General features: G+C 43.0%; 25 protein-coding genes. 16 read left to right on the top strand and 9 right to left on the bottom strand.

The genetic code is table 11. The features are described 5' to 3' along the window. Nucleotides 1-57: 57 nt before the first annotated feature. Together rsmI and OEG80_RS01540 are read left to right on the top strand one after the other, a co-directional pair. Nucleotides 58-1014, top strand: coding sequence for a 16S rRNA (cytidine(1402)-2'-O)-methyltransferase (gene rsmI, locus OEG80_RS01545; protein ID WP_263241418.1), 957 nt, complete (start codon nucleotides 58-60; stop codon nucleotides 1012-1014). Between the two features lie 61 nt (nucleotides 1015-1075). After that, nucleotides 1076-2095, top strand: a complete 1020-nt coding sequence (locus OEG80_RS01540; RefSeq protein WP_263241415.1) for an adenosine kinase — start codon at nucleotides 1076-1078, stop codon at nucleotides 2093-2095. 114 nt (nucleotides 2096-2209) lie between these two features. Here OEG80_RS01540 and OEG80_RS01535 read toward each other — a convergent pair whose 3' ends face one another. After that, nucleotides 2210-3514, bottom strand: a complete 1305-nt coding sequence (locus tag OEG80_RS01535) for an O-acetylhomoserine aminocarboxypropyltransferase/cysteine synthase family protein (RefSeq protein ID WP_149409995.1) — start codon at nucleotides 3512-3514, stop codon at nucleotides 2210-2212. A 225-nt stretch (nucleotides 3515-3739) separates the two neighbouring features. Next, nucleotides 3740-4423, bottom strand: coding sequence for a Fe-S biogenesis protein NfuA (gene nfuA / locus OEG80_RS01530; protein ID WP_041753256.1), 684 nt, complete (start codon nucleotides 4421-4423; stop codon nucleotides 3740-3742). A 366-nt stretch (nucleotides 4424-4789) separates the two neighbouring features. Between nfuA and OEG80_RS01525 the strand changes: the two genes are divergently transcribed. From OEG80_RS01525 to OEG80_RS01510, 4 genes are all read left to right on the top strand, one after another. After that, on the top strand, nucleotides 4790-5773 hold the full coding sequence (locus OEG80_RS01525) for an alpha/beta fold hydrolase (RefSeq protein ID WP_263241414.1): 984 nt from the start codon (nucleotides 4790-4792) through the stop codon (nucleotides 5771-5773). A gap of 166 nt (nucleotides 5774-5939) precedes the next feature. After that, nucleotides 5940-6986, top strand: a complete 1047-nt coding sequence (locus OEG80_RS01520; RefSeq protein ID WP_263241413.1) for a bifunctional nicotinamide-nucleotide adenylyltransferase/Nudix hydroxylase — start codon at nucleotides 5940-5942, stop codon at nucleotides 6984-6986. A gap of 132 nt (nucleotides 6987-7118) precedes the next feature. Then, the gene (locus OEG80_RS01515; protein ID WP_263241412.1) at nucleotides 7119-8516 is read left to right on the top strand and encodes a nicotinate phosphoribosyltransferase; all 1398 of its coding nucleotides are present in this window, start codon (nucleotides 7119-7121) and stop codon (nucleotides 8514-8516) included. After that, nucleotides 8510-9382: an SGNH/GDSL hydrolase family protein gene (locus OEG80_RS01510; RefSeq protein WP_263241411.1), complete on the top strand. Its 873-nt coding sequence runs from the start codon at nucleotides 8510-8512 to the stop codon at nucleotides 9380-9382. Before OEG80_RS01515 ends, OEG80_RS01510 begins: the two co-directional genes overlap by 7 nt. A 121-nt stretch (nucleotides 9383-9503) precedes the next feature. Here OEG80_RS01510 and OEG80_RS01505 read toward each other — a convergent pair whose 3' ends face one another. Beyond that, entirely contained in the window at nucleotides 9504-9785 is a 282-nt protein-coding gene (locus OEG80_RS01505; RefSeq protein ID WP_149491046.1) for a type B 50S ribosomal protein L31, read from the bottom strand. 434 nt (nucleotides 9786-10219) lie between these two features. Here OEG80_RS01505 and OEG80_RS01500 point away from each other — a divergent pair, with 434 nt between their 5' ends. Beyond that, complete coding sequence (locus tag OEG80_RS01500) at nucleotides 10220-10843, top strand: YceI family protein (protein WP_263241410.1); 624 nt, start codon at nucleotides 10220-10222, stop codon at nucleotides 10841-10843. Nucleotides 10844-10964: 121 nt separating this feature from the next. On the opposite strand, the gene OEG80_RS01495 is transcribed toward OEG80_RS01500, so the two are convergent. Beyond that, a complete protein-coding gene (locus OEG80_RS01495; RefSeq protein ID WP_020444339.1) occupies nucleotides 10965-11399 on the bottom strand; it encodes a COG4315 family predicted lipoprotein in 435 nt (144 codons plus the stop codon). Nucleotides 11400-12009: 610 nt separating this feature from the next. Between OEG80_RS01495 and OEG80_RS01490 the strand changes: the two genes are divergently transcribed. Further along, on the top strand, nucleotides 12010-13602 hold the full coding sequence (locus OEG80_RS01490) for an FAD-dependent oxidoreductase (protein ID WP_263241409.1): 1593 nt from the start codon (nucleotides 12010-12012) through the stop codon (nucleotides 13600-13602). A 94-nt stretch (nucleotides 13603-13696) separates the two neighbouring features. Here OEG80_RS01490 and OEG80_RS01485 read toward each other — a convergent pair whose 3' ends face one another. Then, a complete protein-coding gene (locus OEG80_RS01485) occupies nucleotides 13697-14374 on the bottom strand; it encodes a TIGR00730 family Rossman fold protein (RefSeq protein ID WP_133104836.1) in 678 nt (225 codons plus the stop codon). Between the two features lie 344 nt (nucleotides 14375-14718). Here OEG80_RS01485 and OEG80_RS01480 point away from each other — a divergent pair, with 344 nt between their 5' ends. Then, on the top strand, nucleotides 14719-15612 hold the full coding sequence (locus tag OEG80_RS01480; protein WP_263241407.1) for an alpha/beta hydrolase family protein: 894 nt from the start codon (nucleotides 14719-14721) through the stop codon (nucleotides 15610-15612). Between the two features lie 10 nt (nucleotides 15613-15622). Here OEG80_RS01480 and OEG80_RS01475 read toward each other — a convergent pair whose 3' ends face one another. Beyond that, nucleotides 15623-16351, bottom strand: a complete 729-nt coding sequence (locus tag OEG80_RS01475) for a putative quorum-sensing-regulated virulence factor (protein ID WP_263241406.1) — start codon at nucleotides 16349-16351, stop codon at nucleotides 15623-15625. 341 nt (nucleotides 16352-16692) lie between these two features. Between OEG80_RS01475 and OEG80_RS01470 the strand changes: the two genes are divergently transcribed. Continuing rightward, nucleotides 16693-17283, top strand: coding sequence for a M23 family metallopeptidase (locus tag OEG80_RS01470; protein ID WP_263242448.1), 591 nt, complete (start codon nucleotides 16693-16695; stop codon nucleotides 17281-17283). Between the two features lie 13 nt (nucleotides 17284-17296). Here OEG80_RS01470 and phoR read toward each other — a convergent pair whose 3' ends face one another. From phoR to dtd, 3 genes are all read right to left on the bottom strand, one after another. Then, a complete protein-coding gene (gene phoR, locus OEG80_RS01465) occupies nucleotides 17297-18367 on the bottom strand; it encodes a phosphate regulon sensor histidine kinase PhoR (protein WP_263241405.1) in 1071 nt (356 codons plus the stop codon). A 105-nt stretch (nucleotides 18368-18472) separates the two neighbouring features. Then, nucleotides 18473-19177, bottom strand: coding sequence for a phosphate regulon transcriptional regulator PhoB (phoB, locus tag OEG80_RS01460; protein WP_011514526.1), 705 nt, complete (start codon nucleotides 19175-19177; stop codon nucleotides 18473-18475). Between the two features lie 158 nt (nucleotides 19178-19335). Next, nucleotides 19336-19791 carry a D-aminoacyl-tRNA deacylase gene (gene dtd / locus OEG80_RS01455; RefSeq protein WP_263241402.1) on the bottom strand — a complete coding sequence of 152 codons (456 nt, stop codon included), beginning with the start codon at nucleotides 19789-19791 and terminating at the stop codon, nucleotides 19336-19338. A 186-nt stretch (nucleotides 19792-19977) separates the two neighbouring features. Between dtd and asd the strand changes: the two genes are divergently transcribed. The 6 genes from asd (at nucleotide 19978) to phoU (ending at nucleotide 26370) form a co-directional block, all read left to right on the top strand. Next, a complete protein-coding gene (gene asd / locus OEG80_RS01450) occupies nucleotides 19978-20811 on the top strand; it encodes an archaetidylserine decarboxylase (protein WP_263241401.1) in 834 nt (277 codons plus the stop codon). Nucleotides 20812-21112: 301 nt separating this feature from the next. Beyond that, complete coding sequence (pstS, locus tag OEG80_RS01445) at nucleotides 21113-22267, top strand: phosphate ABC transporter substrate-binding protein PstS (RefSeq protein ID WP_149409984.1); 1155 nt, start codon at nucleotides 21113-21115, stop codon at nucleotides 22265-22267. A gap of 172 nt (nucleotides 22268-22439) precedes the next feature. Continuing rightward, nucleotides 22440-23390: a phosphate ABC transporter permease subunit PstC gene (pstC, locus tag OEG80_RS01440; protein ID WP_011514530.1), complete on the top strand. Its 951-nt coding sequence runs from the start codon at nucleotides 22440-22442 to the stop codon at nucleotides 23388-23390. 83 nt (nucleotides 23391-23473) lie between these two features. Then, the gene (gene pstA / locus OEG80_RS01435; protein ID WP_011514531.1) at nucleotides 23474-24388 is read left to right on the top strand and encodes a phosphate ABC transporter permease PstA; all 915 of its coding nucleotides are present in this window, start codon (nucleotides 23474-23476) and stop codon (nucleotides 24386-24388) included. A 99-nt stretch (nucleotides 24389-24487) separates the two neighbouring features. Next, nucleotides 24488-25423: a phosphate ABC transporter ATP-binding protein PstB gene (pstB, locus tag OEG80_RS01430; RefSeq protein ID WP_442792444.1), complete on the top strand. Its 936-nt coding sequence runs from the start codon at nucleotides 24488-24490 to the stop codon at nucleotides 25421-25423. A gap of 215 nt (nucleotides 25424-25638) precedes the next feature. Further along, a complete protein-coding gene (phoU, locus tag OEG80_RS01425; RefSeq protein ID WP_011514533.1) occupies nucleotides 25639-26370 on the top strand; it encodes a phosphate signaling complex protein PhoU in 732 nt (243 codons plus the stop codon). The last annotated feature ends 67 nt before the right edge of the window (nucleotides 26371-26437 follow it).

Genomic DNA, 26437 nt, shown 5'->3' with positions numbered 1-26437 from the left:
TTTATCAGTCAGTGCGCCATATCCCTTTATTTATTATCTTAATGACCCGAGGTTTTCATGTCTAGCCCTACCGCGATGCCAGCTTGTCTATATATCGTTGCCACGCCGATTGGCAATCTGAGCGACATGACACCGCATGCCATTGACGTCTTAAAGCAAGTCGCTATCATTGCCTGTGAAGATACGCGCACTTCAGGTAAGCTGTTATCACATTTTGGCATCAACACCAAAGGCAGTAAGGATGATGATACTGAAGAGGTAACAGTACACAATAATAAGAATGATGGCGAAAACGACTCTGATAGCACGGCTAAACAAAAAGGTCATAATAAGCTTTGGGCTTATCATGAGCACAATAGCGCCATTCAAACACCCAAAATTATTGAAATGATTGAGCAAGGTCACTCTGTTGCTTTAATTAGTGATGCTGGCACGCCACTTATTAGTGACCCAGGTTATCAATTGGTACAAGCAGCACATGCTGCTGGCGTTCGTGTATCCCCTATTATTGGCGCCTCTGCTGCTATTGCCGCACTGTCTGTTGCAGGATTGCCCTCAGACCGCTTTAGCTTTATTGGTTTTCTACCAGCAAAAACACATGGTCGTCAAAAGCAGCTGGCAGCATTGCACTCTCGCACTGAAACCTTAATATTTTACGAAGCGCCGCACCGTATTATTGCCAGTTTAGAAGATATGGCGACTGTATTTGGTGCTGAGCGCGAAGTAACGTTTTGCCGTGAATTGACCAAAACCTTTGAGACCGTAAATAAAAGTACGCTTGGCGAATTGATTGAATTTGTTAAAGCGGATGACAATCAGCAGCGCGGCGAAATAGTGGTGGTGGTCGCTGGAGCCAATGTTGCGCAAGACGATGATGACATCAGTATTCATGATAAATTACTGCAACGGCTACTAGAGGATTTGTCAGTTAAAAAAGCTGCCGCTTTAGGTGCTGATATTACCGGTGTTAAAAAGAATGCGCTCTATCAGCGCTTACTTGAGCTACAAGCATAATAATTTTTGGATATTATAAACAAACAGACGCAGTTATAAATTCTTTGAGGAGAGATAAGCAATGTACGATGTGATGGCGATAGGTAATGCTTTGGTTGACCACGAATATCTGTTATCAGATGCTGCACTAGAAGAAACTGACCTGACTAAAGGTAATATGACGCTGGCAGGTATTGAAGAACAACAGCAATTATTGGCATATTTTAAGCTGGCAGAAATAGAACCATCAAAACAAGCGGGTGGCGGTTCAGCTGCCAATGCCATGTACACGTTTTCAAGTTTGGGCGGTAAACCTTTTTATGCCTGCCGCGTCGGCAACGATAAGCAAGGTGAATTTTATTTAAAAGACTTACATGAAGCAGGTGTTGCCACCTCACCTCAGTCCATTCATATAGGCGGTGTAACTGGCTCATGTGTGGTTGCAGTGACTGAAGATGGTGAGCGTACTATGCAGACGTTCCTAGGTACTTCAAGCGATATCACCGCTGACAACGTTGATTTTGACGCGTTAACTCAAGCTGAGTGGTTGTATTTGGAAGGCTACCTTGCGATGTCTGCAGGTATTCAGCCAGCGATGGATCAATTGCGTCAGCAAGCGACTGTAAACGGTGCCAAGATTGCCGTTAGTTTTGCTGATCCAGCCGTTGTGAAATTCGCTAAAGAGGGTTTGCTAAATATGCTCGGCAATAAAGTTGCGGTGATATTTTGCAATAGTGAAGAGGCGCGCTTATTCACAGATAAAAAAGATCATAAGTCAGCAGCGCAGGCACTACTTGAGCATTGCCAAATTGCAGTAGTCACTGATGGTGCTAATGGTGCAGTGATTGCACATCAGCCAAATGATGAGTCCAACATTGAAATTCATGATATCCCTACGCCAGCAGTCGATAGTGTCATCGATACCAATGGTGCCGGTGATAACTATGCGGGCGCATTTCTATATACTTTGTCACAGCAATATAGTTTGCCAGAATGTGGTCGTTTTGCCAGCGCAGTTGCCGCGCAAGTGATTCAACAGCTCGGTCCACGTTTAGCGTCAGAAGATTATCAGAATATTGCCAAACGTGTACTGACTGCTTAAAAAATCAAGCCTAATACTTAGCAGTATTTAGATATCTTAGAAAATATAGTTTAGAAAATAAAAAAGCCCATATCGATTTGATATGGGCTTTCTGATTTATAAACTATTATTTAATTAAGCCGCTGCCAATGCTTGCTCTAAATCGGCTTTGATATCTTCGATATGCTCAATACCAATTGATAAACGAACCATATCAATGCTGACGCCTGCCTTTTCGAGCTCTTGCTCATTGAGCTGACGATGCGTCGTCGTTGCTGGATGACAAGCTAGTGATTTGGCATCACCGATATTCACCAAGCGTGTAATCAGCTGCAAAGCATCGATAAAGCGCGAGCCTGCTTCAAGCCCACCTTTTACCCCAAAAGTCAAAATAGCAGATGGCGTACCTTTCATGTATTTTTTGGCAAGTTCATGCTCAGGATGGTCAGGCAGACCAGCATATTTTACCCAAGCAACTTTATCATGATCACGTAGATACTCTGCAACCGCTTGCGCGTTTTGAACATGACGCTCCATACGTAAACCTAGCGTCTGTAAACCTTGCAAAATACTAAAGGCATTGAGCGGGCTTAACGCTGCGCCAGTATTTCGCAGCGGTGCCACACGAGCACGGGCGATAAATGCCGCAGCGCCAACGTCTTTGACGAAGTTTACGCCATGATAGCTAGCATCTGGGGTATTTAATAACGGAAAACGTTCAGGATAATCGCCCCAAGGGAAAGTACCACTATCGACAATAGCGCCACCAATCGAGGTACCGGTACCGCTCATATATTTGGTCAATGAATGAATGACAATATCCGCACCAAACTCAAATGGACGACATAATGCAGGTGTCGCAACGGTGCTATCAATCACCACTGGCACGCCATATTCATGCGCGATATCACTGAGTGCTTGGATATCAATAATATTGCCGAGTGGATTACCAATACTTTCCGCAAAGACCATTTTAGTCTTATCATCGATTAAATCACGTATCGCGGCAGGATTTTTATGGTCAAAAAAGCGCACCTCGATACCTTGGCGTGGTAATGCATGAGCGAATAAATTATAAGTACCACCATATAGTGTCGATACCGCAACGATATTGTCGCCTGCTTCACAAATGGTTTGAATCGCATAAGTGATGGCAGCCATACCAGAAGCCACAGCAAGCGCGCCGATACCGCCCTCAAGCGCAGCAACGCGCTCTTCTAGTACCGCATTGGTCGGGTTCATGATACGGGTATAAATGTTGCCAGCAACTTTTAAATCAAACAAGTCTGCACCATGCTGAGTATTATCAAAGGCATATGAGCTGGTATGATAAATGGGTACGGCGACTGCTTTGGTAGTCGGTTCTACAGTATATCCGGCATGAATCGCCAAGGTTTCAAGGCGTTGATTATTTTGCTTAGCTGGTTGTCCGTCACTCATGTTGTGCTCCTATATATTTATTCGCTATCAAAAAATACTTGTTGATTAAAATAGCTATCGCTAAACGATAGGCATAAAAAAAGCTGAGTTAATCATAACTCAACTTCTTTATGAAAAGAATAGCAAATTATCCATCGCTTAATGACAAAAATTCATAAGCAATAAAAAACAAGCATCCTATTCGTACTTATAATCACCGATTAGGTTTTATTAATCAAAGCATTCTTATTTATAATACGCGTTTTCAGTACGAGTATGATCGGTCTCATCAATCACTTGAGTAAGCTCTGGTATTTGCTGTTTTAGTTGCACTTCAACACCTTGACGCAAAGTCATATCAACTGCTGAACAGCCTTGGCAACCACCACCAAATTTCAATACGGCAGTCAAGCCAACGCCTTCTTCATCAATCAATTCAAGCAATTGCACATCACCACCATGCGCCGCTAGGCTTGGATTGATCTCAGACTGCAACACATAGTTGATACGCTCTTCCACACTGGCATCAGCGCCCACTTTTGGCACTTTGGAGTTTGGTGCACGGAAGGTCAACTGACCACCAAAACGGTCTTTATTATAGTCAATCACCGCATCTTCTAAATAAGGTACTGATGCCGCTTCAATAAAAGCAGAGAAATTATCGTAGCTGAATTTCAGGTCAGCACTATCCTCTTCGCCTGGCTGGTTATAAGCCATACAGCACTCAGCACGTGGTGTACCCGGATGTTCAACAAAAATACGTACGCCAATACCATCGGTGTCTTGCTTCGATAACAAATCCGCTAAGTAACCTTGCGCCGCTTCCGTGATGGTAATATTGCTTTTAGCTTCGGTTTGCTCAGTATCAAGCGCTGACTCGTAATCGGCAGCAGGTTCTACTTGAGTATCCGTTGGGTTATGTTCACTCATAATGCGTCCTATCTGTGTTATGACACCAGCGTGCTGTGTACCCGCTTCTTGTGTCGTCAATGCAAGGGAATATGTGTCAGTGACTATCATGCTTATCGCTTGTTGCTTTGACCATGACAGCTATCTATTTATACGGCTCATTATAGCGCACTTAGTCGACTATTCCGACTGCAGCGGTGTGAATTAGCAGTGGCTATCTGTAATGATACTCACTTATAGTGAGCTGACCGTATCTTCATTGTATATAAAGACAGTAAGCTGACTTATCAAGTCTATGATGCATTCAGTGTAGTTAAAAGCTGTTACAAGCAATGAGAGCAGCTAAAGAAATTTGCTCAGAAAACTTAAGTCTTAAGAGAGCCCTGTATGTTGACTGAAAATCTAAAATTTGTGAGCACAAAAGATAATGTACAAATTGCTATTTGGCATATATTTTCTAGTGAAAAACAGCAATATTTATCTAACAACTCTACTTATAGAGCCCAAAATATCTTTTTAACTCATGGTACTTTTTCAGATAAAAACACCTGCTTAAGAATCGCTGAATACTTAGCTGAGCTTGGCCATCATTGTTATATCATGGAGTGGCGTGGTCATGGTGCAAGCTCGTTACCAAAAGACAAATTCAACTTTGAAACCGTCGCAACCTACGATTTTGCTGCCACTTTCGATTATTTATTTAATGAATTAAAGCTCAGCAATTTACACTGCGTCACTCATAGCGGCGGCGGTGCTTGCTTAACGATGTTTTTAATCCAAAATCCGCATTACATCGCTAAAATCAATAGTATCAGTATGTTTGCTTGCCAAGTTTATGGTGCAATAGTCAATCCGAAGAACTATTTTAAAATAGTCGCCGCCAAGATATTTACGCGTATATTCGGCTATATACCTGCCAAAAAACTCAACATGGGACCCATTAACGAAAGCCATCACACCATGAATCAATGGTACGAATGGAATTTGCGTAAAAATTTTCACAGCAGTTTTATTAAGCAAAAAGATATAGACGCTGCTGGTGTCAAAGACAGTGCTTTTGATAATTATAGCTGTCAGAAAAATGCTATTCAGTTAACGGATGACGATTGCTTTGATTATCGACAACATATGGCAAAGATTACTACGCCGATTTATGCCATCAGCGCCAAGGGTGATACATTCATCTCGCCTTCTCAAGGCTGCCAGTCACTTTTTAACGATTTTAGCAATCCTGATAACGTTTTTCGCGAATACTCAATTATTAATGGAGATTTAGACGATTATACCCATAGCCGTATCTTAAACAGTCGTCCTGCCGCCAAAGAGATTTGGCCAACGGTTACTGCGTGGATTGATAAGCATGCCAATTAAAAGAGTCTTATATTTATTTGTCTGAACAAACTTGAATACAGGTAATAGCCAATGGTGATACCCCTCTAAACATCTTTGCACTTGTCAGCAACTCCCCTGCTGTGTCAGTATTGGCGGCATTACTTTTTTTAATCAATGAAATATCAGTAGTAGGAAAGTGGCATATATGAGCGATTCAGCAGAGCAGCATGCAGATAAAAACAAACACTATCGTTATTTGGTATTTATTGGGCGCTTTCAGCCGTTTCATTGCGGTCACAAAGCGGTGGTCGATGAAGCGTTAAAACGTGCCGATAACGTCATTATGCTGATCGGTTCTGCCAACCTACCACGTAGTCTGCGTAATCCATTTAGCGTCGATGAGCGCGCGACGATGATAAAAAACGCCTACTCGCCAGCAGAAGCGGCACGTATCCACTGCGTTGCACTCGACGATGCACTCTACAATGACACGCGCTGGCTGCAATATGTGCAAGCGGGCGTCAAATCTGTCACTAGCGACTTACAGACGGATATTGGGCTGATTGGCCATTCAAAAGACAGCTCATCGTATTATTTGTCATTATTCCCAAGTTGGGCGTCGGTTTCTGTGCCCAATTATCACAATTTATCCGCCACCCCTATTCGTGACAGCTACCTGATGGGTGCCACGCCAACGCCTGAGCGCACCCCTGAGTCGACCCGCAACGTCCTCAATGACTTTAAAAAGACTGACACTTATCAAAACCTGCATGAAGAAGCGGATTTTGTCGATAAATATAAAAGACAATGGGAATCTGCGCCCTACCCACCAACCTTTATGACTGCTGATGCCTTGGTCGTACAATCAGGGCATATTTTATTGGTTGAGCGCCGTAGTATGCCTGGGCGCGGGCTGTGGGCATTACCGGGTGGCTTTTTGAATCCAAAAGAAACTTTATTTGATGCCTGTATCCGCGAGCTACGCGAAGAAACCCGTCTAAAAGTCCCTGAACCAGTGCTACGCGGCTCTTGTCATAGCCAGCATACCTTTGACGACCCTTACCGCTCGGCACGTGGTCGCACGATTACCCAAGCATTTTACTTTCAATTGAAAAACGACCCAAAAGGCTTACCAAAAGTAAAAGGCGGCGACGATGCTGCCAAGGCTTTTTGGCTACCGCTTGCTGAGCTTGATGCCACCATGATGTTTGAAGACCATTATGCAATTATTACTAAAATGGTTGGTTTATAGAATTTTATCAGACGGCTATTCAATCTTTTATTGACAAATTTTCACGCCAGCGCCGATAGACGGCAATGGTTTAGCGCCGCAACTGTTGTTTAAAAAAACAGCTACGGCATCTCAAAGCAGATGAGTTCTGTGATGTATACCAGCAATCTAAACAATTTAATCTTAAATAGCGACAGCTATAAAACCTCCCATTGGGTGCAATATCCAAGCGGTAGTGAGTATCTATCAAGCTATATAGAGGCGCGTAAAGGCGATTACGATGTGGTGTTTTTTGGCTTGCAAGCCTTTATTAAAGAATACCTGAGCACGCCTATTACCCATCAAGATATCGATGAAGCCGAAATGGTCATTCAGGCGCATGGCTTGACCTTTAACCGTGCTGGTTGGGAGCTGATAGTCGATAAGCATGGCGGCTATCTACCACTACGCATCGAAGCCATTCCTGAAGGCAGCGTGGTGCCATCATCCAATGTGGTCTGTCAAATCATCAATACTGACCCTAAGTTTTATTGGCTACCAAGCTATATCGAAACGGCGCTACTGCGTGCGATTTGGTATCCTTCAACGGTTGCGAGCGTCTCGCACTATTGCAAAGGCATCATACGTCAGGCACTAGAAAAATCTGCGAATAATACCGAGTCTCTGATTTTCCGTTTGCATGATTTTGGTTCACGCGGTGCTTCGAGCCAAGAATCTGTGGCACTTGGCAGCCTTGCGCATTTGGTGAACTTTTCTGGTACTGATTCGATGACCGCTTTGGTTGCCGCCAGCCGTTGGTATCACATGGATAAAGAGATGCCAGCCTTCTCTATTCCTGCCGCTGAGCACAGTACCATGACTGCTTGGGGCCGTGATGGAGAAACCGCCGCCTTTGCCAATATGATTGAGCAGTTTGGCGGCGCTGGTAAGAGTTTTTCCGTGGTATCTGACAGCTATGATTTATGGAATGCTATTGATAATATTTGGGGCGGTAGCCTAAAAGACGACGTCAAAAATATGGGTGGGACTTTAGTTATTCGACCTGACAGTGGCGATCCTGCAAAGGTCGTGCGTGAAGCCTTGGAGCGCTTGGCAGTAAAATTTGGTACGACCATTAACAGTAAAGGTTATAAAGTGCTGCCTGATTATGTACGGGTCATCCAAGGCGATGGTATCAGCCCGCAAAGCTTGGGCAAAATCATCGATGTGATATTGAAGGCAGGTTTTAGCGCCGACAATATCACCTTTGGCATGGGCGGCGGGCTACTACAGCAAGTCAATCGCGATACCATGAGTTGGGCGATGAAAGCCAGCGCCATCTCTATCGACGGCGTGTGGACCGACATTTATAAAGACCCCGTCACTAGCCGCTCAAAACGCTCGAAAAAAGGCCGTTTGGCGCTGATAAAAAACAGCAACGGAACGTTAGAAACTATTAAAGTTGATAATTTATCAGCAGCAGAAGACAACCTATTACGCGATGTATATATCGATGGTAAATTACTTATTGAATACAATCTCACCACTATTCGGGAGCGAGCAGGATGGTAGCCACTAAAAAAATGCAGAATAAAATAGCTTCGGTTGCAAGAGACGTGCTGTTCGCCCCTGTGTACCTGTATCAAGGGCACAAAATTAAGCGCGATACCGTGCGCTTGCCTGAACCAAATGGCGAGAGGCATGGTCAAGTTCAATTAAACAATGCAAATAGCAGCGCTGCCAATACCTCAAAAGATACACAGCAAACGCTAAACTTGATGGTCGTTGGCGATTCGGCAGCGGCTGGCGTCGGTAGTCAGACGCAGCAAGAGGCGCTTGTCGGCAATTTGATTCCCATCTTGACCGAGCAGCCTATTATTCAGAGCGCATTTCATACATTAAACTGGTCTCTGCAAGCGACGACTGGTCATACCAGCTTTGATATTTTGCGCAGGCTTTATGTGTTGCCTGCGCCAAGCCAGCCTATCAATGTGATGGTATTGAGTGTCGGCGTCAATGACACTACTTCCAACGTCTCTGTTAATCAATGGCAACAGCAAATCGAAAATATCATTGCTATTGCCCAGCGCAAATTTGGTGTGCGAGAGCTGATTTTTTTAAGCTTACCGCCGATGGCACAAATGCCGGCGATACCTGCACCGTTGAATAACTTCGTCGGTGCCAAAGCCTCTATCCTTGATACGACATTACAGCAAATTTGTGCCGCTCACGATAGTGTCACCTACATGGCAACCGACTTTGCCCGCATGATAGACGAGCATTCTAATGGCACCCCAATCGATATCAGGGTGATGTTTGCCAGTGATGGCTTTCATCCTAGCAGCCTTATGTACGGTTATTGGGCGCAGCAGTTAGCTGAGTTGATAGTCGACTTGCTAGATTCATCAGCTACCAAATTAAACCGTTCTACACTCTAAACACTGGCAACTTAAAATTTAACGTTAAAATTTAAACAAAAAAAACCGCTGAATGTTCAGCGGTTTTTTATGGCTTAGCAAAAGACTGCTTAGCGAAATACATTTATACCATAAGTATAAATTATTCTGCAGCGTCAGTATCAGCAGCTTTCTTACGGCCACCAAACGCACCAAAGCGTTTGTTGAAGCTTGCAACACGGCCTTCAGTAGAAGTTTTACGCTGTTCGCCAGTATAGAATGGATGCGACGCACTTGAGATATCAAGTGGGTAGTATGGATATTCTGTGCCTTCGTATTCACGAGTGGCTTTGGTTTTAACGGTTGAACGAGTTAAGAAAAACACGTCAGCGTTAGTGTCATGGAACAAAACTTCTTGGTAATTAGGATGGATATCTTTACGCATAATAAACTCTCTATGTCCGATGTATGTACAGCGCTTTTGATTGACAGTATGATTGAGCGATCAACCAAACAATGACATACGTAACTGAGGCACTAAGGACATCTTCTGGTCTGGCAACTGCGTCACTGGCTTATTCCAGCACCCAACACCACACCGCTGCTCACTTAGCCTTTCCCCAGCGGGAAAATCAAACCGCGATTTTACCGGTTTTTGGGGTTTGATGCAAGCAGCAGTTGTGAGGGTTATCGATGCTAATTTGTCACTGCAGCATCAATAGTATTGAGGCAGATAGACAAGCTGCGTATAATAATACGTTAGATAATATAATCAATAACTACTAATTTTTAAGGTTAATTTAATAATAATATTCAATTAGTATTGGTGATTTAATTATCAATACTAATTGAATACTAACATTTAATAAGGATAAGACAATGAAAAATACAATAGCGAAAAACAGTATAAAAGCTGTTCTATTTGGCTCAGCAATTGCTATGACAACGCTGGCAAGTGCGGCGCTGCCAACTCAATGGCAGCTAGATGACGCACATACCCGTGTCGGATTTTCAGTCAATCACTTAGGGTTTTCGACCACCATGGGTCACTTTAATGATGTCAAAGGCATGGTCAATTACGATATTAAAGCACCTAATAAAGCCAATATGGATTTCACTATTGTTACTGACAGTATCGATACCAATTGGGATGCTCGCGATGCTCATTTAAAAAAAGATGAGTTTTTTAATGTGGCAAAATATCCAACCATGACTTTTAAATCGACTAACATCACCTTTAAAAATCCACAACAAGCCACAGTCACAGGTGACTTCACTCTACTGGGTCAAACCAAGCCACTGACCCTAGATGTGACTTTGAATAAAATAGCCAATAGCCCGATGACCAAAGAGCCAGTTATTGGTTTTCGTGCAACCGGTATTATTGACCGAGCTGCTTATGGCATGACCGCTTTTGCAAGTGGCATTACGACTGAAGTACCCATTCAAATAGACGGTGAGCTGATTGAGAAAAAAGCGGCGACGAAGAATAAAGCAAAATAGCTTTATACATATCAATGTTATGCTTTTATGAAGTAAGTTTGCAGTTAAAAATATCGTAATAAAAAGCAGCCACAATGATGGCTGCTTTTTTATGGTAAAACTTAGTCTTTATATTCAGACCTTACTTGGTTCTAACGATATGCCAAACACCAAGTTTATTGTCGCCATCTTTATCCCCAACATTGGTGTCATTGGCATAGAAATACAGCGGCTTGCCGTTCATGGCCCATTGATACTTGCCGTCTTCACGTTGGAAAGCAGCAAACTGCCCTGAGGCTTTGGCATTGCTAGGTGCCATAAATGCCGGCCAAACTAGCATACAAGCGCTACCACACTCTGATCTATTCATCGAATCTTTATCAAAAGTATACAAAGTCATATGGTTACGAGAATCAACCAACATGCCGTTTTTACTCATGACAGGCGCAGTATTTTTATTGGTTGCTTGCACGTCATGCATACCAGAGTCGTCATTACCGACCATATTGTTTAGCGTTGAACAACCGCTAAGAGCCAACACACCACTAAGAGCGGATAAAACTAAAATATGTTTCATAATAACTTCCTTGTCATTGTCATCATAGATTGTTAATTGTTATTAGATCGTTCTTATCACTCTAGGATTTAAGCCATAATAAATTGCAAGCAAATATCTTAAACCCATTATTGAGATTTTAAATATAGCATAGGATTTATAGCTGTTATTCTTGTCCTCATGTAAATTTACAAAAGCCCATAAACATTACAATTTCGCCAAACAAAAATACTTAATACCATCAGTAATTAGCGGTTTTAAGAGAAAGTAAATCTGCTCGTCCCTATGGTAATAATAGGATGATGATTTTAAATTGAATTAAAGATATTATCCTGATTGCGTAAGTTTATACCCAATAGAATTTTGGGTTAAACGTTGACAAAAATCATGTATGCACTTACCAATTTGCCGTTCTATTCCCCAACGTTTTTTGTAGAATAGCGCTATAGAAATTAAGCATGACTACACAATGGCGAATGTGACCATTGAGATTTATGATCACTGTTGAACTTGACTGCCTCTGCACACATATCAATATCTATAAGCCACCTCATGCCTATGCCAAGTACCCCTTTAAGTACTGATTTAAGTACCACTTGATGCAAATGCTATTAAGGATATAACCTCGACAATGACTCACTCTCTCATGAATAATCAAGTAATTGCTACTCAACGTGTCGGTATCCTCGGTGGTGGTACGGCGGGGGCAACCATTGCCATTCGATTGGCAGCGTTAGGGCTTGAAACTTACGTGTTCGAAAAAAACAAATCGCTGATTGATGGTCCGCCTATGTGCCATTTGCATGCCGGTGGCAATCTCTATCGCGAAATCCCTGACGAGGACTGCGTCGCCCTGCTTAAACAGTGCATCGATATTTTACGTCTTTATCCTTATACCATTGATGTACGTCCAACGGTATTTGCGGTGCCGACTCGTGATGACGGTTTGCCCGAAGACTTGCTACCGCGGCTTGAGATATTGACCGATGCGTATCGTGAGCTGATTGCTCAAGATGCCAATAACAAAGTACTGGGCGAACCGGAAGATTATTATCAGCTCTACAGCCATGAACAACTGATTGCATTGTCTGAGCGTGAGCAAGTGACTGTGCCAACTACCGTTGATGAATGGATGATACCGGTTGCTAAGTATTTAGATTTAAATAAAGTTAAATTTCCGCTGATTGTGGTACAAGAATATGGCTGGAATATCTTTCGCTTGGCAGCATCGGCGCAATTGGCATTAGATGGTTATGAGCATGCGCATGTCTTTACCGATACTCAAGTAAAGCAGGTCATGCCAGTTGATTGTGAAAACTGCTCAAACGCTGATCATCATGTGACCAAATGGCATATTGATTATCAGCAAGGTGCTGGTTTAGATCCTGAAGCGCAATCTAATAGCAAAATCGAGTCCATCGAAGTCGATTACCTCGTCAATGCCTGTGGTTTTCGTACAGGGGTTATTGATGATATGGTCGGTGTCAAAGTCACGCGTATGGTAGAGTTTAAATCCTCTTATATTACTCATTGGGAAGATACCGGTGGACAGATACCAGAGATTATTGTCTATGGTAATCGCGGTACACCTGAAGGGATGGCACAACTAACCCCTTATCCGGGTGGTTATTTTCAGATACATGGCATGAGTAATTTTATCACGCTGTTTAATGATGGCTTGGTGGCTTCAAGCAAAGACAGTGCCCAACCAAAATTGCCGCCGCAATATGTGCACTATATCGAAGATGGTTGGGACAAAGCACCACTACAAGCGCGTAGCCAACAAGCGATCGATTATGTGGCAGAATTTGTACCGACCTTCCATAGTGCCCGTACTGTCGGCAATGCTTTATACGGTGGGCAGCAAATTCCTGGTGAGGATGACACACTGCGGGTCGCTGATGTGAGCTTATACTCTAATATTCGCTATGCCCGTGCTGAAAACGTCAAAGCATCTTCAACTCTAATTGCAGCAGATCAAATCGTTGACGAATTGAGTGAGCTTGGTTTGATTGAACTTGATACGCCCGTGAACCGCAATCGCTATGCTCATGAGTGGGCGTATCTGGCGCACAACGACAGTCTGGCTATTGAGACAGTCGCCCGTGATTTGGCAAAAGAGCGTGGCTTTCCGCTGGCAATGGCAGGCGTCAATCGTGGTATTCGCGAGAAAGCGTTAAAGGATTTAAATATTAATAATAGTTCAGATAATTATAGAACTTAAGAAAGATATTTTTAGTTAACGGACAAAAAAAGGGAAAGAATTGCTTTTCTTAGCCATTCTCTCCCTTTTTTCATATTTGCTTATATATCTGCTTTTAGTTGCCAGCCATCTTTTCTGTATTGACAGCAGCATCTATTTTGACCATCGTCTGCAGTAAATCAATAGCATCACCAATCGTGTTACATACTACCAAGCGCTCAAGATCTTCTTGCTTCATAAAGCCTTGCTCAGTGGTATATTTTAAATGCTCAATCATACGATCATAAAAACCATTAATATTTAAAATAATCATTGGCTTTTCATGTTGATATAGCTGGCGCCATGTGGCGATTTCCATGATTTCCTCTAAAGTACCAAGCCCACCCGGTAAAGTAATAAAGGCATCAGCATATTCTGCCATCACTGTTTTACGCGTGTGCATAGTATCTGTGAGATGTAAACGGGTCAGCTGCTCATGAGCAATTTCGTGTTTGAGCATAAAGGTTGGAATCACACCGACTGCTTCTGCACCACCTCGAATCACTTCATCAGCGACTGCGCCCATCAGCCCGATACTCGCGCCGCCGTATACTAAACCCATGCCATTGTCTGCTAATGCCACACCAAGCTCTCGTGCGGCTTGCTCATATATGACATCATTACCCAAACGCGACCCACAATAGACCGCAACTAGCGGCATAGTTAACGCTGATTTATCCACGGCTTTTTCGATATTAGTAATATCTTGACTGGTAATCACTTCATACGTGTCATTGTTGATTTTCATTTGCATATAGCTTCCTTAACTTTTATATCAATTGTTTTTATTAAGAACTTGTTTGTTAAAGCGTTTTTTATCCGTGCATGCTGAATAGTCAAGATAGTTATTCAGTCCAGTCTTAATGGATCATATCATGCAAGATAAATTGAGATAGAACTTAGAAGTCATATTTGAGCGCCTTCCCTACTGAGATTTATTTTAACATAAGCAATGCTATCACGCGGTCGCAACCATTTATCACTACGCAATTACTACATTTTTAAGGCTACACATTGGCAGCTTATTGCAAATTAACACTCTATATTTACTAGCAAAGCTCATTCATAAAAACGATAACAATATAATAAGGTTCAACCATGGAAAACAGCCCTACTATTACTCAAACAGAGGCTTATTCATTAAGCATTATGACCGATCGCAATCAGGCATTGGCAGCGACTGTCTATCGTCCCAAAACGCCTGTAAAAAAAGCCGTCATGATAGCACCAGCAACAGGTATCAAACGTCAGTTTTATCATAACTTTGCCACTCACTTAGCCGAGCATGGCTTTGGCATACTGACATTCGATAATGAAGGTATCGGTGAGTCACTCTCAACTGACTTGGCAAAATGTGATGCATCTTTAATCAGCTGGGGTCGCCACGACATGCCAGCCGTCCTTGATGCCTTGCAAGATGAATTTACCGATGCCACTTATCATTTGATTGGTCATAGCGCTGGCGGTCAGCTCATTGGTTTGATGCCAAATTCCCAGTCTATTGCTTCAGTATTTAATGTCGCCTGCTCATCGGGTCGCATCAAAAACATGGACATGCCTTATAAGCTTAAGGCCATAGGTTTTATGGAGGCATTTATTCCTCTCACTAATTTGACGTTAGGCTATACGCCATCGGATAAAATCGGCATGGGCGAGCCGCTGCCGCGCGGCGTCGCTCGTCAATGGCGTGAGTGGTGTAATGGCGCAGGTTATATCAAGACTGCTTTTGGGAAAAGTATACACACGCATTTTTATGATGAGATCGATATGCCAGCATTATGGCTAGGGTTTAGTGATGATGAGATTGCCAATAGCAAAAATATGGATGATATGATTCGCGTTTTTACCAAAATGCCAGTAGAAAAACGCTTTTTAGATCCCAAAGATTTTGGTGTTAGTAGCATCGGTCATATGCGTTATTTTAGCAGCAGAACCAATGCTAAAGCGCCTAAGCTATGGCAAATGGCAGTTGATTGGTTACATAATCAATAGACTTCAGAGCCTATTTAATTACGGATTCGTCTATTGATTCTTTTGCGTTTGCTGCCGCTTCTGCCTTGATGCGTTTGGTCAATGCAGAATAAAGCGACGGCTGCATATTATGGATGTTACCAAGCATCCATTTAATATAGCTAATAGGGACGTCTTTAATAGGCATACCTTTATATTTACCAAAGGGCATTTTACTAACTGGATTGGCTTTATTGGCAATAGCATGCGCTGCTGCAAAATCAGTTGGTGCAATCGCTAAGCGCTCGCAGCAAGCCTGATACAGCAGATAACACATACGAGCATCACCGAGCGCATCATGAGCGGCAATCGTCATCCTACTAGCCTCACCCTTGCCCAATAACTGCTCGATACACTTGGACTGACCATAGGCGCTCCATTCAGGAAACGCGACGCGCGCCAGCCTAACGGTGCAAATTAGCTTAGCGGAAGGACTACCAATCACCCGCCAATCAAAGCGTACATTATGCCCAATAAGATACTCAGGTAACTCAAACTGCTCAAGCTCAAACCGCTCAAGCCCTGCTACATCGTCATCGGTAATGCCATGGACTCTAATCACAACTGGCGATATCGAGCGCCCACTATTAAAGTATTTCATCCACTCAAAGCCCGTAGCTACGTTAATCGTTGCCACTTGGATAGGACGTGGATCACGACCTTGATCGGTTTCGGTATCGATAATCAGCGCAGTATCGACCATATTAAAAGCAGCAGCCATAAAAATTTAACCATAGCAAGTTGGACATAAATGACAGACAATTTTGCTCGTTTAAAAGGAGCATTATAATTAATCTACTTTTAAAACAGCAAAACACTACTGGGGTTAATTATTCGCAGCCTCTGTCTGCGTAGGCACAGCAAGCAAGAAAAATTAACCCCAGTAGTGATTGATAACATTTGTACTTCTTTTATTCAGAACCAACTACATAATAGATGCAATTAGATTCAGTAGCTTTTCATTTATGGGGATAAAAGTCAGATATAACAATGCTATACGAAGAGCCAAAGGTAATATCTATATAATATTATTGAAAGCAATAATAAGACAAAGAGATGTCGATGCGACCAGATGGCAATCACGAACAACCAAATCCTATGTTTATCAGCCGCGCAATTAGCGTACTTATCAAGGCCGCAGTATTGCTGATGCTATTATTCGTATTTGACAGATTACTACCAAGTATCAGCCAACAAACTCAATCATTTTTCATATCAAAATGGCAGCAGCTTAGCCTATTGCAACATCCGCTACCAACAGAGAATAGCCTGCCAAATCCGCTACCCAGGCAGCATCTGACTGATACATGGGGCGCTGCTCGTAGTCAAGGTCGCTCACATGAAGGGATTGATATTTTTGCAGCGCGCGGCACGCCGATACAAGCGACGACCCAAGGTATCATCAGCAAGGTAGGCGAAAATGCGTTAGGCGGTCGCGTCGTTATGATAGTGGGACCAGGCGGCGCAGGACACTATTATGCGCATTTGGAAGACTATGCTGACATTTCTCCCAATGACTGGGTAAATGCCGGTGATACCATTGGTTACGTGGGTGATAGCGGCAATGCTAAAGGCACACCGCCGCATGTTCATTATGGAATTTATATTAATAGTAGTGCGGTAAACCCTTATCCACTTTTGCAAAAGGATTAAAGTGTATCAAGCATTAATTCATTGCGGCAGATCGTACATGGTTATTTGGAAACACGGCACTAAATGTCGAGCCAATGCCTTCTACTGACTCAATTTGCAAGCTCGCTTCGTGCTGATATAAGACATGTTTTACAATCGCCAGTCCAAGCCCCGTCCCACCTGTTGCTCGGCTGCGCCCGCTGTCAACGCGATAAAAACGCTCAGTTAAACGGGCAAGATGCTTTGGTGCGATACCGATACCATTATCTTCAACAGCAAATCGGCAGCCCTCAGCAGTCTTAGTCCAACTAATAGAGATATTGCCACCTTTTGGTGTGTATTTAATCGCGTTAATCACTAGATTGGACAGTGCGCTATTTAGGTACATCTCTGAGCCATATAGTCCGTCATAGGTATCAATATGCAAGTGAATCGTATGCTTATATTCTTGATTATACGCCTGTGCATCATCATAGACATGAGTGAGCAGCTTGGTCATATCGATTTCATTAAACGCATGGGTTTCTTCGATTTCGATACGAGACAGTAGCAATAAGTCATTGACCACCCTATTCATGCGTGCCGTTTGCTGAGTCATCAGCTCAAAACCGCGACGCCAATTCGCAGGCATATCTGGCTGATCAGAGAAATTCTCCAGATATCCCATCAAGACCGTCAATGGTGTACGTAGCTCATGCGAGACATTGGCCACAAAGTCGCGGCGCATCGCTTCTAAATGCTGCAAGCGGGTCACATCATAAATGATCAGTAGTTTTTCATCGCCAAATGGCGTCAGCTCACACTTTAGATAGCGGTTTGGGTCTTGCCAAGAGACGATATGCACACTCTCATCGGCATCGGCATCAGTATTAAGCGTCGTTGCCTCCTGATAATACTTAATAAATTCAGGCACTTGAATGAAGTCAAAAATACGCCTGCCTTTATCTGAGGATTGCAACAATAATAAATCCTGTGCCGCTTGGTTCCACCATTCAAGTCCATCATCGTCATTGAGCAAAATTACAGCATCACGTAATGCTCGTAAAGCACTTCTGATTTTTTTAAGTTGATTTGTGGCACCTTGCTCATTATCTTGGATAGGCATTTTTATTTATCCATTATTTTTTATAATTTTTCTACTATTGGCCGTTCTCGATAAAAGGCGACACTATTAAAAGGTGACACTATACAATATTCATATTGCTAGCGATTAACCTTTTTCGATACGGCTAGAAAATCTATAACCTGTACCGCGTACCGTTTGTATCAATGTATCACAATCATGTGGACGTAGTAATGTGCGCAAACGCTTTACGTGAACATCAATGGTTCTATCTTCGATGTAGACGTTACCGCCCCATACTTGATCGAGCAGCTGGGCACGAGTATAAGCGCGCTCAGGATGGCTCATAAAAAACGCCAATAAGCGATATTCTGTCGGACCCATATCGATAATATCATCACCCACCATAAAGCGTTGGCTTTTGGCATCTAAAGTTAGCCTGCCTATATTGATAGGTTTGTCGCCGCTTAGCGCGTTACTACGTCGCAATACCGCTTTGATTCTTGAGATAAGCTCACGGGTCGAGAAAGGCTTTGTCATATAATCATCAGCGCCTGCGTCAAGACCATGCACTTTACTGTCTTCTTCACTTTTGGCGGTCAACATAATAACCGGTATCTCGGCGAGCAGCGTATCGCTTTTTAGCATACGGCAAAAATCGATACCACTTTTATCACCGGGTAACATCCAGTCCAATAAAATCAGCGCTGGACGATGATCGACCACTTGTTGGTGCGCCTCTGACACATCCGCTGCCTGCAAACTATCAAAGCCCGCCATCTCTAGGGTCATGACGACCATTTCACGAATGGCATCTTCATCTTCAACAATCAAAATTTGCTCTTTAGACATAATGTATTCTTAATATATTCTTAATGTTAGAGGACAAAATAGCGTTTATAAAAGCAGTAACAAACGCAGATAAGCGTTTCTTCATTAAAGGGCTTAATTATGACAGCTTAATGACATTTACTCTTAAATTTATAATACTTAGTAGCCATGCTAATGACTTAATGCACTTCTAATAAAAAGTTTAATGGTCCATCATTGACACTCAACACTTGCATATCAGCGCCAAACTGACCCGTTGCAACCGTTAAATACTGCGTCTTTGCATAATCAACCAATTGTGCAAATAAAGCTTGAGCCATATCAGGTGCCATTGCGCTACCAAAGTCAGGGCGGCGACCTTTATCCGTCTTTGCCATCAGAGTAAATTGTGAGATCAATAATAGCCCACCACCGACTTGCTGGACATTTTTATCGAGTTTGCCGTATTTGGCTGGATCATCATCATTGTCAAAAATACGATAGGTGAGGATTTTATCAATCATCCGCTGCGCACTTTGTAGATTATCATCGTGTCCCAAGCCGATATAGGCCAGCACACCTTGCTCAATAGCACCAACCTCCTGCCCATCAACGCTGACGCTGGCATATTTGACTCGCTGAATAAGAGATCTCATTGCTTACTTCCTTTAACGATTATGGTCATACAGTCTGCTGCGGACCATGATAAAATACAATTATCTGTGTATGTACTTATGATTATGTTTATAAATAAATCTAGCTATAAAACTGCCTATCTATGATTTTTTATTACAACTTCTTATTTTAATAACTATTTTTAATCCCTAATTTGGTCATCTATTATGAATGTATTTACTACCTTACAGCAATTTGTCCCGCAGCAAAAAATCAGTAAAGTCGCTGGGCGCTTAGCTGCCAGCCGCCACCCTTGGGTTAAGCGTACGTTTATCCGCAGTTTTGCCAAAGCTTATAATGTTAGCTTAGATGAATATGAGCGTCAAAGCCTAAACGCTTATGAGAGCTTTAATGATTTCTTTACTCGTGAGCTCCAAGACAATGCCCGTATTATCGATGCCAGTATCAATGGTATTGTTAGTCCTGCGGATGGCATGATTTCGCAGCTTGGGCAGATTCATGACCATAAGCTACTGCAAGCAAAAGGTCGTGACTATGATATCGGTCAGCTCTTGGCTGATAGCGCAGATGGTGACTATTTTGCTGACGGCAGTTTTGCCACGGTTTATCTTGCCCCAAGCAACTATCACCGTGTGCATATGCCATTTGACGGTATATTAACCAAGACCCGCTATGTACCTGGTACACTATTTTCGGTCAATAACACCACGGCTGCTAATGTGCCGGATTTGTTTGCTCGTAACGAGCGCCTTGTCTGTCTGTTTGATACCGCCTATGGTAAAGCGGCAGTAGTGATGGTCGGTGCGATGATTGTCGCTGGGATTGAGACAGTAGCGACGGGTAAAATTAGCCGTACCGATGATATTCAAGAAGCAGACCATGATATGAGCTTTAAAAAAGGTGACGAGCTTGGTCGTTTTTATTTAGGTTCAACCGCAATTGTAGTACTGCCAAAAGCAGCAAAAACGGATTGGCAAGATACCATGCAGCATGGCTCAATCGTTCAAATGGGGCAACTGTTGGGTAGCGCTAAAACCTAATACCATTTATCTAAGTAAAAAACTTGTGTAATAAGTAATATTGAAAAAAAATGAGCATAGACAGTAATCAGAATACTGCCTATGCTTTTTTTGTGCCCACTCCTTTCTTATGTTTTTTTAACACTGTCTTTTTTCAGTCGTTTTTTGTGATAGTAAGGCTTTATGTCATCAAACTGTCATATTTATTTGGCACAATCTCCTTATTAACCGCAGAGCATCATTTCAGCAAACCCCAGAAAACCATTGTCATTGTTATTTATAAATGCTTGATACTCAAAATTGATTAATTTTAGGAGAAATAATGCGTTATTCATTCATGGCAGTAGCAATCGCTAGCACTTTGACATTAGCCGCTTGTAACCAAACGACTAGCAACAACGAGAGCGATAAAACCGACGAAGCAGCCACAACAGCACCATCAAACACTGCTGTGAGTAGCGACGCTAGTGCTAGCTCAGCTGAAAGTGCATCGATGAGTATTACCGGTGCTGGTGCTTCTTTTCCACAGCCTATCTATGCTAAGTGGTCAGATGCCTACAATAAAGCCACAGGTGGTCAAGTGAACTATCAGTCTATTGGCTCATCAGGTGGTATCAAACAAATCGTTGCTAAGACCGTAGATTTTGGGGCATCTGATGCGCCGATGACACCAGAAGAGTTAAACGAAGCCGGCTTGATACAGTTCCCAAGCGTCATCGGTGGCGTGGTACCTATTGTTAATATCGATGGTATTGAGCCCGGTCAGTTAAAGCTCGATGGCAAAATGCTTGCTGATATTTATCTGGGTAAAATCAGTAAATGGAACGACCCTGCAATCGCGGCTATGAATCCTGAACTTAAATTACCAGACGCTGCCATTACCACGGTGTTTCGCTCAGATGGCTCTGGTACAACCTTTAATTTCACTGATTATCTAGCCAAAGTGTCAAGCGATTGGAATGACAGTGTAGGCGTCGATAAGACCGTCAAATGGCCAACGTCGGCTACTGGTGCGGGTGGTAAAGGTAATGAAGGTGTGTCGAGCTATGTCACGCGTATGAAAAACTCTATCGGCTATGTTGAATATGCTTACGCTAAGCAAAACGGTATGGCACACGTTGCCCTGAAAAATGCTGCGGGCAATGTCGTACAACCTTCTGCCAAAACCTTTGCAGCAGCAGGTGACATCGATTGGTCACAGCAAGAAGGCTTTTATAAAGTCATTACCAACTCTGAAACAGCACAAGCTTGGCCAATCGCCGCGGCCACTTTTATCTTAGTACATAAGCAGCCACAAGATGCCAAACAAGTCGCTGGTGTATTGAAGTTCTTTGACTGGGCTTATGCGCAAGGTGATGACGACGCTATGGCGCTTGATTACGTACCGTTCTCTGATACTGCAGTCGCCTTATTCAAAGCAAAATGGAGTGAGGTCAAAGGCAGCGACGGTCAACCTGTCTATAAGCCTGCACAGTAACCTGTTTATCCTAGTGATTGCATAATCACTGTCGAGCCAACCTCTCAAACCACTATTCTCCGGTAGGGGTTTGAGAGGTTTTATCACAGAAAATTTAAAGATTTTTTTAAGTTTGTTGTGATAAAACCTCTTTTACTATTTTGACTTGATTCTATTCAACGCTGAGACACTTATGAATGATTTAAGGTCCCAACTGGCTAAACAAAAACGTTACGATGCTATCTTTGTCAATGCGACTAAAGCATTTGCAATCTTGGTGCTATTGTCACTTGGTGGCATCCTGCTCTCATTAATCGTGGGCGCTTGGCCCAGTATCACTGAATTTGGACTGGGATTTTATACCAGCAATAACTGGGATACAGTGAACGATCAATATGGGGCACTTGCACCTATTTACGGTACGATTGTCACCTCCCTTATTGCAATCGCTATTGCTGTGCCAGTGAGCTTTGGTATTGCTATCTTTTTGACCGAACTGTGCCCTAACTTCTTAAAAAAGCCATTGGGCATCGCCATTGAGCTGTTGGCAGGTATTCCTTCTATTATCTATGGCATGTGGGGTTTGTTTGTCTTTGCGCCGTATTTTAGCGAACACATTCAGCCATGGTTGATTGAAAACATCGGTCCTCTGCCTATTATCGGGCAAGTATTCACTGGTGCACCGATGGGGCTTGGTATGTTTACCGCCTCCTTGGTACTAGCAATTATGATTATTCCTTTTATTGCCGCCACCATGCGGGATGTTTTTTCTGTGGTACCTGATTTATTAAAAGAATCTGCGTATGGCATGGGTGCGACGACGTGGGAAGTGATGTTCAAAATCATCTTACCTTATACTAAAGCTGGCGTGGTCGGTGGTGTGATTTTAGGGCTTGGACGCGCATTGGGCGAGACGATGGCTGTGACTTTCTTAATCGGTAATGCCTTTAATATCAGCCCAAGTCTGTTTACCTCTGGGGTAACGATTACCTCTGCACTCGCCAATGAATTTGCCGAAGCATCAAGTGAATTGCATTTGGCATCCCTATTACATTTGGGTTTAATCCTATTTGTTATTACCTTTATTGTCTTGTCCATCTCTAAGCTAATGCTTATGCGTATCGACCAAAAAGCCGGTCACTAAGTAGCGCCAATATCTTGTTATAAAGCAAGCATGTTAATCAACCACTTAACCCAATCCTTCGACCAACAAAGGACAAACGCCTAATGACTTTAGCGACTGTCACGACTGATAACGACCAAACCAGCCAGCCGACTTCACGCTTTGAAGAACGCTACAACAAGCGTTTATATCATAAGCGTCGCCTGATCAATAGATTGGGGCTTGGTTTTGCCATCTCAGCCATCGCTTTTGGTTTGTTCTGGCTGACATGGATTTTGCTGACGCTTTTTGTTGAGGGTTTTCAAGGGTTAATCGAGATGCCGGTATTTATGGCAGATACACCACCGCCTATGGGCGACGGCGGTTTACGTAATGCTATTATTGGTTCATTGATGATCGCCTTGTTAGGTCTCGCTATTGGTACGCCGGTTGGAATGATGGCGGGCATCTATTTAGCGGAGTTCTCACAAGGCAGCTTGTTGGGTAAAGTTACTCGCTTTTTAAACGATATCTTGCTGTCAGCGCCCTCTATCGTGATTGGTCTTTTTGTTTATGCATTGATGGTGAAAGGTCAAAGCTTCTCCGGCTGGGCTGGTGCAGTTGCGCTTGCTTTGATTGTGATTCCAATTGTCGTGCGCACCACTGAGAATATGCTCAATCTGGTACCAAATACTTTACGTGAAGCGGCGTATGCACTCGGTACGCCAAAGTGGAAGCTGATCAGCACGGTCACGCTTAAAGCGGCTAAAGCAGGTCTGACTACAGGGGTGCTATTGGCATTTGCCCGTATCACTGGCGAGACCGCGCCGTTACTATTTACTGCGTTAAACAATCAGTATTTCAGCACCGATATGAGCCAACCGATGGCAAACTTACCGAACACTATTTATCAGTTTGCGATGAGCCCTTATGACAACTGGCATGCATTGGCATGGGCGGCAGCATTACTGATTACCATGACAGTACTGATAGTCAATATTCTCGCGCGCTTTATTGGCGGTAAAGATCATACAAGATAGCTGATTTAAGAATTGACTAAGCAGCCAATTTATAGCGCACGTTTAGCACTTATGTTCAGCACCTATATTGACAACATTCTAAAATAATTGGATATGATGATGACAGACTTACTAGAAAGAAAAGCGGTTAAGCAAGAGAATAAGCAAAACGTCAGCCAACGTGGTTTATTTGGTCAATCATTTTCCAATATAGATCAAGGAAGTCAGAAGCATCAAGGGCAGCAGCCTGACAGTGCCTTTTTGACTCAGCAAACAGTAGCAGATATCCCTCAGCATATGCCGCCTGCCAAGATAAGTATTCGAGATCTCAATTTCTATTATGGTGACTTTCAAGCGCTAAAAAATATTAATATTGATATTCCAGACAAAAAAGTGACTGCCTTTATCGGGCCTTCAGGTTGCGGTAAATCCACACTATTACGTACGTTTAATCGTATGTATGATCTATATCCCGGTATGCGTGCAGAAGGTAATATCAACCTCGATGGCAAAAATATCTTGGGCAAAGACATCGATGTGAACTTGCTACGCGCACAAGTCGGCATGGTCTTTCAAAAACCGACGCCATTTCCAATGTCCATCTATGACAACGTGGCATTTGGCGTACGCCTCTACGAGAAGCTAAGCAAAGCTGAGATGGATAATCGTGTCGAATGGGCACTCAAAAAGGCGGCTTTATGGCTTGAGGTAAAAGACAAACTTCGTGCATCAGGATTGTCGTTATCCGGTGGTCAACAACAACGTCTTTGTATCGCTCGCGGTGTGGCGACAAAACCTGAAGTATTGCTCCTAGATGAGCCAACCTCAGCGCTCGACCCTATCTCGACAGGCGCGATTGAAGAGCTCATTACCGATTTAAAAAACGACTATACGATTGCTATCGTTACCCACAATATGCAGCAAGCGGCACGCGTCTCTGACTATACCGCTTATATGTATCTGGGCGATATGGTAGAGATGGGTGAGACGGATCAGATATTTACCAACCCCGCTCAAAAGGCGACTGAAGACTATATTACTGGTCGCTATGGTTAAAACAGTTTGTATAAATATAGTCAGTCTTAAATACAATAAGTACAAATATTATAACGCGCTACTAGGATAAATTTTTCTTGCTTGCTGTGCCTACGCAGACAGAGGCGGCGCAAAACTTATCCCAGTAGCACTGTGTTTGATTTGTAGTGGATTGACTATAGATGTATTTTTTATGCTTATATCCTATTTAAATCTACAAGAATAAGGAAGCCGCCATGCTTATAACGCAAAAACATTTATCAAAGGGTTTTGATAATGACTTACATGATGTGATTGAGCTGTTTATGCAAATGGGTTACATGGCAGCAGAGCAAGTCATGGTTGCAACCCGCGCTTTGATAGCTGCAGATGAAGCGACCGCGAAAAAAGTGATTGCAGACGACCAGCTGATTAATCAGCTAGATATTAAAATCGATGAGCAAATCATTTTGTTAGTCACCAAGCGCCAACCCGCAGCAAATGACTTGCGTTTAGTGATGGCGGTTAGCAAAGGTATTGTTGACTTTGAACGTGTGGGTGATGAAGCCGAAAAAATCGCTCGTATGGCCTGCAAATTAATTAAAGACGGCGCTTCTCCAAGAGGATATTCAGAGGTTCAGCATTTATCCAATAAGGTGCACGTGATGCTACTTGATGCGATTGACGCCTTCTCGCATATGAATCCTCAGCAGGCATTTTCGGTATTGCAAAGTGATGTGGCGGTCAATGAAGAGTATCAATCTGCCACTCGAGCCTTGCTGACCTATATTATGGAAGACAGCCGCCACGTGTCCAGAGTGATGAATATACTTTGGGTATTGCGCGCCCTAGAACGTGTGGGCGATCATGCTAAAAACATTGCTGAGCTGGTTATTTTTTGCACCAGCGGCAAAGATGTGCGGCATACAAATTTTATGCAAGTAGAAAAAATCGTCCAGCAAACCACAGATGCTGGTAGTAATAAATAACATTTTAAATAGCATTTTCTTTATCGCACACGATGGTCCGTTTAAAACATAGTCCGTTCAAAATAAA

The sequence above is a fragment of the Psychrobacter sp. SC65A.3 genome (assembly GCF_025642195.1).
Classification (GTDB): Bacteria; Pseudomonadota; Gammaproteobacteria; order Pseudomonadales; family Moraxellaceae; genus Psychrobacter; species Psychrobacter cryohalolentis.
This window is presented reverse-complemented; position numbering and strand designations above follow the sequence as displayed.